Source organism: Pseudoalteromonas neustonica (assembly GCF_001653135.1).
Lineage (GTDB): Bacteria > Pseudomonadota > Gammaproteobacteria > Enterobacterales > Alteromonadaceae > Pseudoalteromonas > Pseudoalteromonas neustonica.
This window is the reverse complement of record NZ_BDDS01000002.1, coordinates 411,559-426,724: the sequence shown is the minus strand read 5'-3', so window position 1 is coordinate 426,724 and position 15,166 is coordinate 411,559. Positions and strand designations below refer to the sequence as shown.

Here is a 15,166-nt window from a genome sequence, read left to right as displayed (position 1 = left end):
GCATAAACATTTGAACAATTTAACGAAGTAAATCACGCTATAACGGCGTTAAAAATTTTTAATTTAGAACCACTGGATATAAAAATTTTTGCTTAGGAAGAACCCTTTGGGCAGCGCATGTTTGGCATTTATACTGCGTTATCGCCTATTTATGGGGAACACCCACACCATAGGCGCTGCCTTGCCTAAATGCCAAACATACTGCTGCAAAATTAATCACGAAAGGTCAACACGTCCTCGTTATAACGCAATTTACTTGTCATTAAATAGACCCCATATCGACCCAGATTGGTATTAAAAGTAACCACGTACACCAATTCTAAAATTACGACCAGGTAGAGGGGCTTTATCCTTGATAAAAGAGCTGTGAACAAAGCCTAATTCATCTGTAATATTATCTATATTGATATAAAATTGTGTATCAACAGGGCCAACGGTTAATTGGTAATTTGCTTGTGCATCAAATAATGTATAGCTATCAGTTGCAGTTTCATAAGCGGTAATGTCATTTTGTTCAAAATAATGTGTGCCGGTTAAGCTAAACTGCCAATCATTAAGATTATATTGTAACTCAGAGCCTAACTTGTTCGCAGGTATACGCGGTAAGTTATTATCGTCAGAAGATAGCTTGGCCGTTGTAGAATCACCAAAAAGCTTGATCATCGCATTTGAATTTATTTTGTAATGCGCATCAAATTCTAGACCATATAATTGTGCATCTTTGCTTACAAATTGATATACAGTCATGTCACCTTCGTGACCTTCTTCTGCAGCTTCTAAACCATGCTCTTCATCGAAGACTAGACCCGTATTTTGCTGATAATAGAAATTTTCAATATCGTTATAAAAAAAGTTAACGGTATAACCAAAATCACCACTAAAGCGTCTAAAACTTAAATCAATATTAGTTGATGTTTCTTGCTTTATATCCTCTGGCTCAAAGTGAATCTCACCTTCTTCAATTTCATAGCCTAGGCCAAGTTCATAGGTGCCGGTGGCAATATGAACACCATTTGAAAGTAATTCAGCAGAAAGCGGTGCTCGTTCAGAATGAGATAAGCTTAGTGCGATACTTTGTCCTGGCGTATACTGCCAAATACCACCTGCAGAGACGCTTAAATTAGTGAAACTTTTACTGTATAGCTGTGTTTGTGCGTTTGACTCATCATGGTCATGGTCATGGTCATGGTCATGGTCATGGTCATGGTCTGCGATTGCGCTATCAATAGTGTAATCTTCTAAGCGTGCACCAAACTCAATAGTAACATCACCAATTTGCTGCTCTTCTAAAATAAAGATTGCATGACTGGTTGTTTTACTGGCTGGAGTAAATGCTTCTTCGCCATTAGCGTCATAGTCAGAATCGCTAAAGTGATAACCTACCATACCGTGCCAATTAGCAAACTTATGCTCAATGTTTAATCGTGCTTCTGTAGTTTCGTTACTAAAAATAGTACCAATAGCACCATCTTCAATTTCAGCATGACGATAGTCAGTATAACCAACACGTAAGTTAATCGTTTCTATCCAATTATTATGCAACGCATAGCTCATAAGACCTTGCCAGCGATCTTGCTCTACACGTGCATAAACTGGCGTTTCTTCACCATCTTCGTGGTCATGGCCGAGCTCATGATCGTGTTCGTGTTCATGGTGTTCATGTGCAGGGATACCGTAGTCAGTATCAATACGTCCGTAAGCCAAACCAAGAGTAAAATGTTCACCCACATAACTGGTACCAAAATTAACGGTTTGACTATCAATAAATGTGTTTTCTACAGATGTTGCGGTTTCATGTTCTTCTTCTTCTTCATGGCCGTCATGCTCTTCGTGCTCTTCTTCGGGTAAATCAAAACGCGGCGTTTGATAATCATCACCAGTACGTTTTGTACCATCAAAATGAAAATTAAAGTTGTTGTGACCTGTTTCCAGTTTTGCTGCATACGTATTAGCATTTGAAACCGTGTCATGGGTGTATTCAACAGCACCAGTTAGCTGTTCAATGTTATCAGTCGGAATTCGGTTATCAACAACATTTACCACGCCGCCGATCGCACCTGACCCATAGAGTAGGGTTGCAGGTCCACGTAAAACTTCAATTTGTTCTGCAGCTAAACTATCGTTTGAGGTCGCGTGATCAGGACCAATGCGTGACGCATCACTACTGTCTAATCCATTTTGTGTGATCTTAACGCGCGGGCCATCTAAACCACGGATAATTGGACTTGATGATACCGGACCAAAATAACTGGCATTTACGCCAGGAATTCCCTTGAGAGTTTCACCTAGGGTTGGTTTAGCTTTGTTACGTAATTCATCACCAGCAAGTACGCTCACTGGCGAAATCATTTCTAAGCTGTTTTTATGCAAAGCTGACGCATATACGACCATCGTTTCAACAGACGTTGGGGTGAGTGTAATATTTAGAGCCGAGCTAGCTTCATTTACTGCAATACGTGCATCAATGTAATTACTTTTACTTATGTGTAATTGACTATTGGCATCAACATTAATACTGAATTGACCATTGTCATCAGTTTTAATTGATTGTGTTTTCCCGTGTATATGTACATCGGCCTGACTAATTGGTTGATTATTAGTATCTAATACTTGGCCTTTGATAATGCCAGCATGAGCGGAAAATGAACTAAGGGCAGTGATTATTGCAGTGGAAATTAATGAATGTCGGATCATGGGTACTACATCGTGATGATTATGTTGTGATATAATATAACACCAACAATAAAGTGGATCAATAATGTTATACCATAACTTTTAATAATCCGCTTAAATTTTTATATCCGCTATACTTACTTTTAAGTAGCCGATCATAGGTATTTGCAATGAGTGATAAAACCCGCGTTTTTAAAGCTCGGTTTACTATTGCTGATTTGCGCCAGCAACGGAACCACCAAGAAGTGTTCACTACGGCTTTAGTTAAGAATGAGAGCTTAGAGCATTTTATTTTAAAGCTACTTGGTTACTGTCTGCTATCTTATGATAAAGATGCGGTGATAAATAAGCAATTTGATAAACTAACGCCAGACGTTAGTATTAAAGCCTTAGACGAGCATTATAAGACATGGCTAAGTGTTGATAAGCCCGATGCAGAGCAGCTAATTAAAATAGCCAAAAATGTTGATGAGCTTCTTATATTGACCGCCGCCAATACTGATTGGCTAGCGGATGTTCAGACACGATTGAGTTTCTTTTCAAACAGCCATATTATTGAAATTGATCAGCAGTTTATTGATGATATACGGGCTGGCTTAACGAAAAACTTAAGCTGGGATGTTATAATAGATGACACAAGTTTGATGATTAGCGATAAAGATCATTGCTATGAAACGAATAAATTTGATTGGCACTAAAACGTACCAATGCTTATATCTCGTCTTTTAATCATTTAAAACTCAGGGTAATACTGCCATTTGGTTTACAACAACACAGTAATACTTCGCCTTCTCTGACAAACGCTAAAGGCTCTTGGTTATAATTAACAGTTCCATCAATAAGCGTCGCCCTACAGGCACCACAATAGCCTTCGCGGCACTGATAGGGCACAGTTAATTTGTTTTGTTCTAAACAGTCTAAAAGAGAAGGGCAGCCAGTATTAAAATCAAAACACTGGCTGTCATCTGCAAGGTGAACCTTTGCAGTTTTTTGCACAGACATTAGAGATCAAAATCACCAAAGTCAGACGCATCTACTTGCGAGTCAATTTGGCCAACAAGATATGAGCTTATTTCGGCTTCCTGTGGGGCAACCTGTACATTATCAGAAACAAGCCATGAGCTGATCCAAGGAATTGGATTGCTGTTACTCGGAAATTGTGCAGGTAGGCCAACTGCAATCATACGTGCATTGGTAATGTATTCTACGTATTGACAAAGAATATCTTTATTTAAACCAATCATGGATCCATCTTTAAATAAATACTCAGCCCATTCTTTTTCCTGCTCAGCAGCATCAACAAACATTTGAATTGCTTCTTCACGACACTGTGCGGCTACAATAGCCATTTCAGGGTCATCTTTGCCATCTTGCATAATATTAAGAATATGTTGTGTACCAGATAAATGCAGTGCTTCATCACGGGCAATAAGTTTTATTATTTTTGCATTACCTTCCATTAGCTCTCGCTCAGCAAATGCAAATGAGCAAGCAAAGCTAACATAAAAGCGGATCGCTTCTAAAATATTCACTGACATCATGGCAAGGTACAAAAGTTTTTTAAGCTCAAATAAACTGATATTAACGGTTTCACCGTTAAGCACATGCTTACCTTCACCATATAAGTTGTATACGGCAACTTTATTAATTAACTCGTCGTAATATTTAGTTACCGCATCAGCACGTTCACTAATTTTTTCATTACTGACGATATCGTCAAAAATAAGTTCAGGGGCTTGAGTTACATTACGAATAATATGTGTATATGAACGGCTATGAATTGTTTCACTGAATGCCCATGTTTCAATCCAAGTTTCAAGTTCAGGAATAGACACAATTGGCAATAATGCAACATTAGGCGATCGACCTTGTACACTATCAAGCAAAGTTTGGTATTTTAAATTACTTAAAAATATATGTTTTTCGTGATCTGGCAAGGCTTGGAAATCTAAGCGGTCTTTGCTTACATCAACTTCTTCTGGGCGCCAAAAAAACGAAAGTTGTTTTTCAATTAATTTTTCGAAAATAGGGTACTTCTGTTGATCATAACGCGATACGTTAACGGTTTGGCCGAAAAACATCGGTTCTTGTAGTTGGTTATTATGGTTTCGGCTAAAAGTAGTATAAGACATAAGATCACTCAAAAAACGAACAGGATAAAGCGGGCGTAAAGCCCGCTTCAAATTTATATTTATAATCGATTAGATTTTACATGCGCCGCCTGCACAATCATCATCTTCCACTTCTGGTGTTTCGTCTTGCATATCAGAAGCACCATCACGTGTATTATGGTAGTAAAGTGTTTTAACCCCTAGTTTATATGCACCTAGTAAGTCTTGTAGTAACACCTTCATAGGTACTTTACCCCCTTCGAACTTATTTGGATCATAATTAGTGTTTGCAGAAATTGTTTGGTCAACAAATTTTTGCATAATACCAACAAGTTCTAAATAACCTTTGTTTGATGGGATATCCCATAATAACTCGTAGCTATCTTTTAGGCGCTCATACTCAGGCACAACTTGCTTTAAAATACCATCTTTACTGGCTTTTACACTGATATGCCCGCGAGGAGGCTCAATACCATTCGTTGCGTTTGAAATCTGTGATGATGTCTCTGACGGCATCAACGCAGATAACGTTGAGTTACGCATACCATACTGTTTAATATTGGCACGCAATGTGTCCCAATCTAGATGCAATGGCTCATCACAGATTTTATCTAAATCACGCTTATACGTATCTGTTGGCATAATACCTTGTGAATACGTTGTTTCGTTAAATTTAGGGCAAGCACCGCGTTCTTTTGCAAGTTCATTTGATGCTTTCATTAGGTAGTACTGAATTGCTTCAAATGTTTTGTGCGTTAATGCGTTAGCACTGCCATCAGAGTAACGCTTACCATTTTTAGCAAGATAGTAAGCGTAGTTGATTACGCCTATACCTAATGTGCGACGACCCATGGTTGCATTTTTTGCAGCGGGGACAGGGTAGTCTTGGAAATCAAGCAGATTATCAAGGGCACGTACAGCCAGCTCTGCAAGTTCTTCAAGCTCATCCAGTGACTCAATCGCACCTAAGTTAAATGCTGACAAAGTACATAAAGCAATCTCGCCTTCTTCATCATTTACATTGTTAAGCGGCTTAGTTGGTAACGCTATTTCTAAACATAAGTTAGATTGACGAATAGGCGCAACTTTAGCAATGAACGGGCTGTGCGTATTGCAGTGATCTACATTTTGTAAGTAAATACGGCCTGTACTTGCACGCTCTTGTGCAAACATTGAAAACAGTTCAATGGCTTTAATACGTTTTTTACGAATTGAGTCATCTTGTTCGTACTGCACATATAATTTATCAAATTCATCTTGATCTTCAAAAAATGCATTATATAAACCAGGCACGTCTGATGGGCTAAAGAGCGTGATGTAATCGTCTTTAATTAAACGCGAGTACATAAGTTTATTAAACTGAACACCGTAGTCAAGGTGACGTACACGGTTATCATCAACACCACGGTTGTTTTTAAGTACTAATAAATTTTCAACTTCTAAATGCCAAAGCGGGTAGAATAAAGTGGCTGCACCACCACGCACACCACCTTGCGAGCAGCTTTTAACGGCTGTTTGGAAGTGCTTATAAAAAGGAATACAACCGGTGTGGTAGGCTTCGCCATTGCGAATAGGGCTACCAAGTGCACGAATGCTACCAGCATTAATACCAATGCCTGCACGTTGCGATACGTATTTTACAATCGCGGATGATGTTGCATTGATAGAATCTAAGCTATCACCACACTCAATAAGTACACATGAACTAAATTGACGTGTCGGCGTACGTACACCGGCCATGATTGGTGTTGGTAATGAAATTTTAAATAATGAAACTGCGTCGTAAAAACGTTTAATGTAATCTAAACGTGTTTCTTTTGGGTAATCTGAAAACAGACTGGCGGCTACTAAAATGTATAAAAACTGCGCGCTCTCATAGATTTCGCCTGTAACGCGGTTTTGGACTAAATACTTACCTTCAAGTTGTTTAACCGCAGCGTAGCTGAAGTTTAAATCACGTCCATGATCAAGGTACTCGTCCAATGCATCAATTTCTTGTTCTGTGTAATCAGCCAGTAAGTGAGCGTCGTAGCGCTTGTCTTCAACTAGCTTAACAATGTGATCATATAAACGAGGTGGTTCAAATTGACCATATGCTTTTTTACGTAGGTGGAATACAGCTAAACGTGCAGCTAAGTACTGATAATCAGGAGACTCTTTAGAGATCTGATCGGCTGCCGCTTTAATGATGGTTTCATGAATGTCTTCGGTACGAATACCGTCATAAAATTGAATATGTGATTTTAATTCAACTTGCGAGACAGAGACATTTTTTAGACCCTCGGCGGCCCAAGCAATAACGCGATGGATCTTATCTAAATCAAGTGACTCTTTGCGGCCGTCACGTTTGCTTACAGATAGCTGTTGGTTCATAATTTTGCCTGTATTCCTTGAGGAAATATTTTCTAAAAAAATTTTTATTGTGTTAATGCTACTTTAACGAGAATTTAATTGTATAAGTCTTAGCCACAACATCTGGTGCTTATCAAATTCTAGGTCACAAGATAGAGTGGTCTGCGATCTTTTGCAAGGTACATAAATACCCTTGATTGTGGATAAGGTTGGGATAACATGATTGTGTTAGTGGGCATTAACCTTTGACCTTCTGATTAAAATGAAATTTATAAAAATCAACTCCAGATTGAGTAAATTATCTCATTTTAAAAATAAATTTCTGCTGCTTTTTTTATCAGCAATCAATGCACAAAAATTAACACAATCACAATATGTAGTGGTTAAAAATTAGCTAGACACTATATATGGTTAAAAGCATCAATAGGGGAGTACCAATTAAAATCAGCTTGCCAGCCTATTGCATCAGCTACACTAGGGATATATCCCCATAATGCCGTAGCGCTGTGCATGTTTGCAGCTTTGGCTGCGACAATGTCACGCTGTGCATCACCTATGTATAAACACCGAGTTGGTTCAACACCTAATAAATTAGCGGTGTGTAGTAGCGGCAATGGGGAAGGCTTGGCTACTGCTAACGTGTCACCACTGACAACCGCTTGCGCGCCTTTTAATTCAGTAATCGCTGAAACTAATGGGGTGGTCAAAAAGCTAGGTTTATTGGTCATTATTCCCCATTTAATGTTTTTTTGCCCAAGAGCAATTAATAAAGACGCTATACCAGAAAAACAGTGGCTATGCGTTGCAATATTATTTGCGTAAGCATTTAACAATTGCTGGCGTAAATCACCTTGCTTTGGGTGAGCATGCCACTGCTGGCCGAACCCGGCTTCCAGCAGCGCCATGGCACCATTAGAAGCTGCAGGACGATAGATGTCAGCCGAAACCTGTGGTTGATCATGATCAACGAGTACGCTATTAAGCGCTGCGCCTAGATCATCTGCGGTGTCCAGTAGTGTGCCATCTAAATCAAAAATAAAGGCATCATAGCTAATAACTGGCGTTGCTGTTTTAGAGTCAGCCATTACGCCAGTTTCTCAAAGTGCAAAATATAATTAACGCTGACATCGGTATTTAAGCTGTATTGCTTTGATAGCGGGTTATAGCTAAGGCCAGCGCTGGCACGTACTTTTAATCCAGCTTGCTCTGCCCATGCAATAAGTTGTGCAGGTTTAATAAATTTTTTGTGGTCGTGAGTTCCCTCTGGCACCATTTTTAATAACTTTTCTGCGCCAACAATGGCAAACAAATATGCTTTTGGGGTTTTATTTAAGGTTGAAAAAAATACATCCGCACCCGGTTTGGCTAGTTTGGCAACGGCATGGATAATAGAAGCGGGATCAGGTACATGTTCTAACATTTCCATGCAGGTAATAGTATCAAAGCGAGCAGGGTACTGCGCTGCATACTCTTCTGCTGGTATTTTTATATACTCAACATTTACACCTGTTTCTAAACTGTGCAATTTAGCCACGGTTAATGGTTCTTGACCCATATCAATACCGGTCACGTGTGCGCCCATTCGCGCCATACTTTCACTTAAAATTCCACCACCACAGCCTACGTCGAGTGTTTCTTTGTCAAACAAACCATGGGCTTTGTCGGCTATGAAGTCTAATCGTAACGGGTTGATCTCATGAAGAGGTTTAAATTCTCCATCTCGATCCCACCATCGTTCGGCAATGGCTTCAAATTTTGCAATTTCTGCGTTATCTACATTTTGATGTTCGGTCATAAAAAGCTTCCTCGTCAATCTGAGGCCATTATATAGGGGGAAATTAATAAATCGCAAAGATTTAGCGCCTGTAAATATAAATAAATTGTGGTAGCATGACTTGGTAATAATAACTAAATACCCGCAAGCGCCCAGTATGTGGCACTTTAGGGGTAAATACTGAAGGAATGTGATATCAAATGACTGATTTCGCCAATGAAATTCTGCCAGTCAATATTGAAGACGAGTTAAAAAACTCCTATTTAGATTACGCGATGAGCGTAATTGTAGGACGAGCATTACCAGACGTACGTGACGGTTTAAAACCTGTTCACCGCCGCGTTTTGTTTGCTATGAACGAGCTTAATAATGATTGGAATAAGCCTTACAAAAAATCAGCCCGTGTGGTTGGTGACGTAATTGGTAAATACCATCCCCATGGCGACAGCGCTGTGTATGACACGATCGTACGTATGGCACAGCCATTCTCATTACGTTATATGCTAGTAGACGGCCAAGGTAACTTTGGTTCAGTTGATGGTGACTCAGCAGCAGCAATGCGTTATACGGAAGTCCGTATGGCGAAAATGTCTCATGAGCTTTTGGCCGATCTTGAAAAAGAAACGGTTGATTTTGTACCTAACTACGACGGTACAGAGCAAATTCCTGACGTATTGCCTACGAAAGTTCCTAACTTATTAGTAAACGGTTCATCGGGTATTGCGGTAGGTATGGCAACAAACATTCCGCCTCATAACTTAACTGAAGTTGTGAATGGTTGTTTAGCCCTTATTCAAAACCCTGATTTAACAATCCTTGAGTTAATGGATTATATTCCGGGGCCAGATTTCCCAACTGCGGCAATTATTAATGGTAAAAAAGGCATTGAACAAGCCTATTTAACCGGTCGCGGTAAAGTGTACATGCGTGCACGTGCAGAAATCGAAGTCGACGAAAAAACTCATCGTGAAACGATTATCGTTCACGAAATCCCTTATCAAGTAAACAAAGCGCGTTTAATCGAAAAGATTGCAGAGCTGGTTAAAGATAAGAAGATTGAAGGTATTAGTGCATTACGTGATGAATCAGATAAAGACGGTATGCGTATCGTTATCGAGATCAAACGTGGTGATGTAGGTGAAGTGATTCTAAACAACCTTTATGCACAAACTCAGTTACAAACTGTGTTTGGTATGAACATGGTTGCCTTAATTAATAATCAACCTAAGTGTTTCAATTTAAAAGAAATGCTTGAAGAGTTTATTATTCACCGTCGTGAAGTTGTAACGCGCCGCACCGTATTTGATTTACGTAAAGCTCGCGATCGTGCACACATGCTCGAAGGTTTAGCGATTGCACTTGCAAACATTGACCCAATTATCGAACTTATTCGTAACTCGCCAACCCCAGCTGAAGCAAAAATTGCCTTAGCTGCGCGTCCGTGGGAACTAGGTAATGTTAAAGCCATGCTTGAAAAAGCGGGTGAAGCAAATGTAGCGCGTCCTGATTGGTTAGCTGATGACTTAGGCATTCGTGATGGTCAGTATTATATTTCTGAGCAACAAGCCCAAGCTATCCTTGATTTGCGTTTACATAAGCTAACAGGTCTTGAGCACGAAAAGATTCTAAGCGAATACCAAACGTTATTAGATTTAATTGCTGAGCTTTTATATATTCTTGCTACACCAGAGCGCTTAATGGAAGTTATCCGCGATGAGCTAGTTGAAATTAAAGCGCAATATGGTGATGAACGTCGTACGGAAATCAATGCCGCAGCGCATGATATCAGTTTAGAAGACTTGATCACTGAAGAAGACGTAGTAGTTACACTTTCTCACGAAGGTTACGTTAAGTATCAACCATTATCTGATTACGAAGCACAGCGTCGTGGTGGTAAAGGTAAGTCAGCAACGAAGATGAAAGATGAAGATTTCATCGAACGTTTATTAGTTGCAAATACGCACGATACGATTCTGTGTTTCTCAACAGCTGGTCGCTTATATTGGCTTAAAGTGTATCAATTACCGCTTGCTAGCCGAGCTGCCCGCGGTAAGCCAATTGTAAACTTACTGCCGCTTGAAGCTGACGAACGTATCACAGCAATCTTGCCGGTGCGTGAATATGCAGAAGATAAATACATCTTTATGGCAACTGCATTTGGTACAGTTAAGAAAACACCACTGACAGCGTATAGCCGTCAACGTGCTAGCGGTATTATTGCCGTTAACTTAAACGATGGTGATAGCTTAATTGGTGTAGACATCACTGATGGAAGCAACGAGATCATGCTATTCACTGATGCTGGTAAAGTTGTTCGCTTTAAAGAAGCTGAAGAATCTCCAGTATTAGATGAAAATGGTAACCCAGTACTTGATGAAAATGGTAAGCCAGAAATCAAGTTCAAAGGTGTACGCCAGATGGGTCGTACAGCAACGGGTGTTCGTGGTATTAAAATGCCTGAAGGTCAACGTGTTGTCTCATTAATTGTACCTAAGACAGATGGTGCTATCTTAACAGTAACTGAAAACGGTTACGGTAAGCGTACTTTACTTGAAGATTATCCATCGAAGAGTCGTGCGACTCAAGGTGTGGTATCAATCAAAGTAAGTGAGCGTAATGGTGCTGTTGTTGGTGCAGTTCAAGTTGATGATAACGATGAAATCATGATTATATCTAATCGTGGAACCTTAGTACGAACTCGCGTTAACGAAGTTTCTACAGTTGGGCGTAATACCCAAGGTGTTATTTTGATAAGAACTATTGACGAAGAGCAAGTAGTTGGTTTACAACGTATCGAAGAAATTGAAATCGATGAGCTTGAAGCTATCGAAGGCGAAAGCGTTGAAGTAGTCGAGATTGTTAATGATGACGCTGGGGATAACCCTCCAGCAGAATAGCATTAATAAATAAAAGCGGCTTTGGCCGCTTTTTTTTATTGTTAAAATAAAACTGAGCAATAATATCAATCCCCAGATACGGGGATAAATATACACTCTTATTGTTAAATTACTGGAATGAGGAAAGGTAATGAGTAAATATAATTTTTGTGCGGGGCCTGCAATGTTGCCGCCAGAAGTAATGGCAAAAGCACAAAAAGAATTTGTTGATTGGCAAGATTTAGGTGTGTCGGTGATGGAGATAAGCCACCGAAGTAAAGAGTTTTTAGCGCTCACAGCAAAATGTGAAGCAAGTCTACGCCGTTTGATGGATATTAGTGACGAGTTTGAAATATTATTTATGCACGGTGGTGGTCGCGGTCAATTTGCTGCAGTACCGTTAAATTTGCACCTCGATGACAAAGCCGCCGTGTATTGTGAAAACGGCGTATGGTCAAAAGGCGCAGTAACTGAGGCATTAAAATTTACACAAGTGACAGAGCTTGATGTACGTAATGATAGTGATGAGCAATTTTCAATCAAGCCAGTGAGCGAATGGCAATTCCCCGCGGATCCGTCATACATTCATTATTGCCCTAATGAAACCATTGATGGTATTGAAGTGTTTGACGTACCAAGTCATCCTACTGCACCCATAATCGCAGATATGTCATCAACGATCTTATCTCGTGAATTTGACGTCAATAAGTTTGATTTAATCTATGCTGGCGCGCAAAAGAATATTGGTCCATCAGGCTTAGCCATTGTCATCATCCGTAAAACCTTGTTAGAGCGCCAAGGCTTAGCTAAACCTGGTGTATTTGATTACGCGCTAGAGGTTAAGCAAGGCAGTATGTATAACACACCGCCAACATTTGCATGGTATTTAGCAGCGGAAGTGTTCGAATGGCTTGAGCAAAATGGTGGCGTTAAAGCCATGGAACAGCAAAACATTGCAAAAGCCGAATTACTTTATGGTTTTATTGACGAGTCGCCATTTTATAACAATAAAGTGGCAAAACACTGTCGTTCACGCATGAATGTACCATTTTGGTTAAACGATGAAAGTTTGAATCAGCAATTTCTATCACACGCTAAAGAAGCTGGTTTACTAGCCCTTGAGGGACACCGTATTGTTGGTGGTATGCGCGCGAGTATTTATAACGCAATGCCACTTGCCGGTGTACAGGCTTTAGTTGATTTCATGGCAAAGTTTGCCAAGGAGAACAGCTAATGGAGCAACTACGTTTAGAGCCAATTAATAACGTAAATGGTAGCGTGACATTACCTGGCTCAAAAAGTTTATCAAACCGTATTTTATTATTGGCAGCACTTGCTGAAGGTACAACAGTTGTTGAAAATTTATTGGACAGTGACGATATTCGCCACATGCTAGGCGCATTAAAATTATTGGGTGTAGATGTAAGTCTCAATGATGATAAAACAGTTGCAACAGTAAAAGGTGTTGGCGGGCAGTTATTAACCCCATCAGAGCCATTATTTCTTGGTAATGCTGGTACAGCGTATCGTCCTCTAACGGCCGTACTTGCTGCTGTATCAGGCGAGTACGAATTAATTGGTGAACCGCGTATGGAAGAGCGACCAATTGGTCATTTGGTTGATGCACTGCAAGTGCTTGGCGGTGATGTAACTTATTTAAAAAATAAAGATTATCCGCCACTAAAAATCGTGGGTGGACAGATTAAGGGCGGACAGGTTGAAATTGACGGCAGTATTTCAAGTCAATTTTTAACCGCGCTATTAATGGCAGCCCCCTTATTCAGTGGTGACACCAAGATCACAATTAAAGGCGCGTTAGTTTCAAAACCGTATATTGATATTACCCTCGATGTCATGGCACGTTTTGGTATTGCAGTAGCGAATGATGATTACAAAACCTTTATCGTAAAAGGCGCACAGCAATACCAAGCGATTGAACGCATTATGGTTGAAGGTGATGCGTCATCAGCCTCTTATTTCGTAGCTGCAGCTGCGATTGCAGGTGGTGAAATAGAAATCAAAGGCGTTGGTGCTAAATCAGTGCAAGGTGACATTGGTTTTGCCAAAGTGATGGAGCAGGTGGGTGCTAAAATTGATTGGTATGATGAGCGCTTAGTTGTTCGCAAAGGGCAATTGAAAGGTGTAGACATAGATGCCAACGCTATTCCTGATGCAGCGATGACACTTGCAACAGTGGCTTTATTTGCAGATGGCCCTACAGCTATTCGTAATATTTATAATTGGCGCGTAAAGGAAACTGACCGCTTACATGCAATGGCAACTGAGCTTCGTAAAGTCGGGGCTGAAGTTGTTGAAGGGGAAGATTTTATCGAAATTATCCCCCCAACACACTTTAATGACGTTGCAATTGATACGTACGACGATCACCGCATAGCCATGTGTTTTGCTATGGTAGCAGTAGGTGGAAAAGCAATTACAATTAATGATCCTAAATGTACCTATAAAACATTTCCGACATTTTTCAAGACCCTAGCGTCAGTAAGTCATTAAGGTACAGCGTTGTTGATATAAAAAGTTACATACAAAAAGCGGATAAATTTAATTATCTGACGTATAATATGGCGGTTTTATTTTGGTGTGCATTGAAGGAGGTTTAAATGCAGGCGTTATTAATGCCCGTAATCACCGTTGATGGCCCAAGTGGTTCAGGTAAAGGAACTGTTTGTCGCTTGTTAGCCGAGAAATTAGGGTGGGATGTATTAGACAGTGGTGCTATTTATCGTGTTTTATCACTGGCTGCACTTCACCATCAAATTGCATTGGACAACGAAGAGGCATTAGTGCCTTTAGCTGCCAATTTAGATGTGCAATTTTTAGTGGATAGTCAAACAAATGCTGGAAAAGTTATTCTTGAAGGCGAAGACGTATCAACTACAATACGTAATGAAGAGGTTGGTGCTGCAGCGTCAAAAGTTGCAGCGTTACCACGCGTTAGAGAGGCCTTATTACGCCGCCAGCGCGCATTTCGCACAGAAAATGGCTTAGTTGCAGATGGCCGAGATATGGGCACTGTCGTGTTTCCAGATGCGCCATTGAAAATATATTTAACCGCAAGTGCAGAAGAACGTGCTCGTAGACGTTTTGTTGAGTTGAATGAGCGCGGTCTTGATGTTACACTAAGTGGTCTATTAGAAGACATTAAAGCACGTGATGATCGCGATATGAATCGCGTTGTTGCGCCGCTTGTGCCTGCAGATGATGCAATTGAACTCGATACTAGCGAGCTTAATGCTCAGCAAGTATTTGATAAAGTTATAACTTTAATCGATATTGCAATATCTGAAGGTAAGTTTCCTAAACGAAACTAAACACATTTTATGCACCAGCAGGATGCCAGTGCTATTTTAACAACCCCATGC

Annotated in this window: 11 protein-coding genes; 5 read left to right on the top strand and 6 right to left on the bottom strand. The window is 40.1% G+C overall.

Going from position 1 to position 15,166, the window contains the following annotated elements; genetic code table 11:
• Positions 1-294: 294 nt before the first annotated feature.
• Positions 295-2,694 carry a TonB-dependent receptor gene (locus tag A7967_RS05200; protein WP_064435466.1) on the bottom strand — a complete coding sequence of 800 codons (2,400 nt, stop codon included), beginning with the start codon at positions 2,692-2,694 and terminating at the stop codon, positions 295-297.
• A gap of 149 nt (positions 2,695-2,843) precedes the next feature.
• On the opposite strand from A7967_RS05200, the gene A7967_RS05195 reads away from it, so the two are divergent.
• A complete protein-coding gene (locus A7967_RS05195) occupies positions 2,844-3,371 on the top strand; it encodes a YaeQ family protein (RefSeq protein WP_054203619.1) in 528 nt (175 codons plus the stop codon).
• Between the two features lie 31 nt (positions 3,372-3,402).
• On the opposite strand, the gene yfaE is transcribed toward A7967_RS05195, so the two are convergent.
• From yfaE to ubiG, 5 genes are all read right to left on the bottom strand, one after another.
• Positions 3,403-3,675 carry a class I ribonucleotide reductase maintenance protein YfaE gene (yfaE, locus tag A7967_RS05190; RefSeq protein ID WP_054203620.1) on the bottom strand — a complete coding sequence of 91 codons (273 nt, stop codon included), beginning with the start codon at positions 3,673-3,675 and terminating at the stop codon, positions 3,403-3,405.
• Entirely contained in the window at positions 3,675-4,805 is a 1,131-nt protein-coding gene (nrdB, locus tag A7967_RS05185; protein WP_054203621.1) for a class Ia ribonucleoside-diphosphate reductase subunit beta, read from the bottom strand. Before nrdB ends, yfaE begins: the two co-directional genes overlap by 1 nt.
• Positions 4,806-4,874: 69 nt before the next feature.
• Positions 4,875-7,157, bottom strand: coding sequence for a class 1a ribonucleoside-diphosphate reductase subunit alpha (nrdA, locus tag A7967_RS05180; RefSeq protein WP_054203622.1), 2,283 nt, complete (start codon positions 7,155-7,157; stop codon positions 4,875-4,877).
• A gap of 380 nt (positions 7,158-7,537) precedes the next feature.
• Positions 7,538-8,221: an HAD family hydrolase gene (locus A7967_RS05175; protein ID WP_054203623.1), complete on the bottom strand. Its 684-nt coding sequence runs from the start codon at positions 8,219-8,221 to the stop codon at positions 7,538-7,540.
• The gene (ubiG, locus tag A7967_RS05170; protein ID WP_054203624.1) at positions 8,221-8,931 is read right to left on the bottom strand and encodes a bifunctional 2-polyprenyl-6-hydroxyphenol methylase/3-demethylubiquinol 3-O-methyltransferase UbiG; all 711 of its coding nucleotides are present in this window, start codon (positions 8,929-8,931) and stop codon (positions 8,221-8,223) included. Before ubiG ends, A7967_RS05175 begins: the two co-directional genes overlap by 1 nt.
• A 179-nt stretch (positions 8,932-9,110) precedes the next feature.
• Between ubiG and gyrA the strand changes: the two genes are divergently transcribed.
• From gyrA to cmk, 4 genes are all read left to right on the top strand, one after another.
• Entirely contained in the window at positions 9,111-11,807 is a 2,697-nt protein-coding gene (gyrA, locus tag A7967_RS05165; RefSeq protein WP_054203625.1) for a DNA topoisomerase (ATP-hydrolyzing) subunit A, read from the top strand.
• Between the two features lie 130 nt (positions 11,808-11,937).
• Positions 11,938-13,020 (top strand): 3-phosphoserine/phosphohydroxythreonine transaminase, encoded by a 1,083-nt coding sequence (gene serC, locus A7967_RS05160; protein ID WP_054203626.1) that lies wholly within the window; start codon positions 11,938-11,940, stop codon positions 13,018-13,020.
• Entirely contained in the window at positions 13,020-14,297 is a 1,278-nt protein-coding gene (gene aroA / locus A7967_RS05155; RefSeq protein ID WP_054203627.1) for a 3-phosphoshikimate 1-carboxyvinyltransferase, read from the top strand. The genes serC and aroA overlap by 1 nt, the downstream gene beginning before the upstream one ends.
• Before the next feature lie 107 nt (positions 14,298-14,404).
• The gene (gene cmk, locus A7967_RS05150) at positions 14,405-15,115 is read left to right on the top strand and encodes a (d)CMP kinase (protein ID WP_054203628.1); all 711 of its coding nucleotides are present in this window, start codon (positions 14,405-14,407) and stop codon (positions 15,113-15,115) included.
• Positions 15,116-15,166 lie beyond the last annotated feature (51 nt).

Coding starts and splice junctions, on each gene's coding strand:
- A7967_RS05175 (WP_054203623.1), bottom strand. CDS start 8,221: ATGGCTGACTCTAAAACAGCAACGCCAGTTATTAGCTATGATGCCTTT.
- A7967_RS05200 (WP_064435466.1), bottom strand. CDS start 2,694: ATGATCCGACATTCATTAATTTCCACTGCAATAATCACTGCCCTTAGT.
- nrdA (WP_054203622.1), bottom strand. CDS start 7,157: ATGAACCAACAGCTATCTGTAAGCAAACGTGACGGCCGCAAAGAGTCA.
- A7967_RS05195 (WP_054203619.1), top strand. CDS start 2,844: ATGAGTGATAAAACCCGCGTTTTTAAAGCTCGGTTTACTATTGCTGAT.
- gyrA (WP_054203625.1), top strand. CDS start 9,111: ATGACTGATTTCGCCAATGAAATTCTGCCAGTCAATATTGAAGACGAG.
- nrdB (WP_054203621.1), bottom strand. CDS start 4,805: ATGTCTTATACTACTTTTAGCCGAAACCATAATAACCAACTACAAGAA.
- cmk (WP_054203628.1), top strand. CDS start 14,405: ATGCAGGCGTTATTAATGCCCGTAATCACCGTTGATGGCCCAAGTGGT.
- aroA (WP_054203627.1), top strand. CDS start 13,020: ATGGAGCAACTACGTTTAGAGCCAATTAATAACGTAAATGGTAGCGTG.
- serC (WP_054203626.1), top strand. CDS start 11,938: ATGAGTAAATATAATTTTTGTGCGGGGCCTGCAATGTTGCCGCCAGAA.
- ubiG (WP_054203624.1), bottom strand. CDS start 8,931: ATGACCGAACATCAAAATGTAGATAACGCAGAAATTGCAAAATTTGAA.
- yfaE (WP_054203620.1), bottom strand. CDS start 3,675: ATGTCTGTGCAAAAAACTGCAAAGGTTCACCTTGCAGATGACAGCCAG.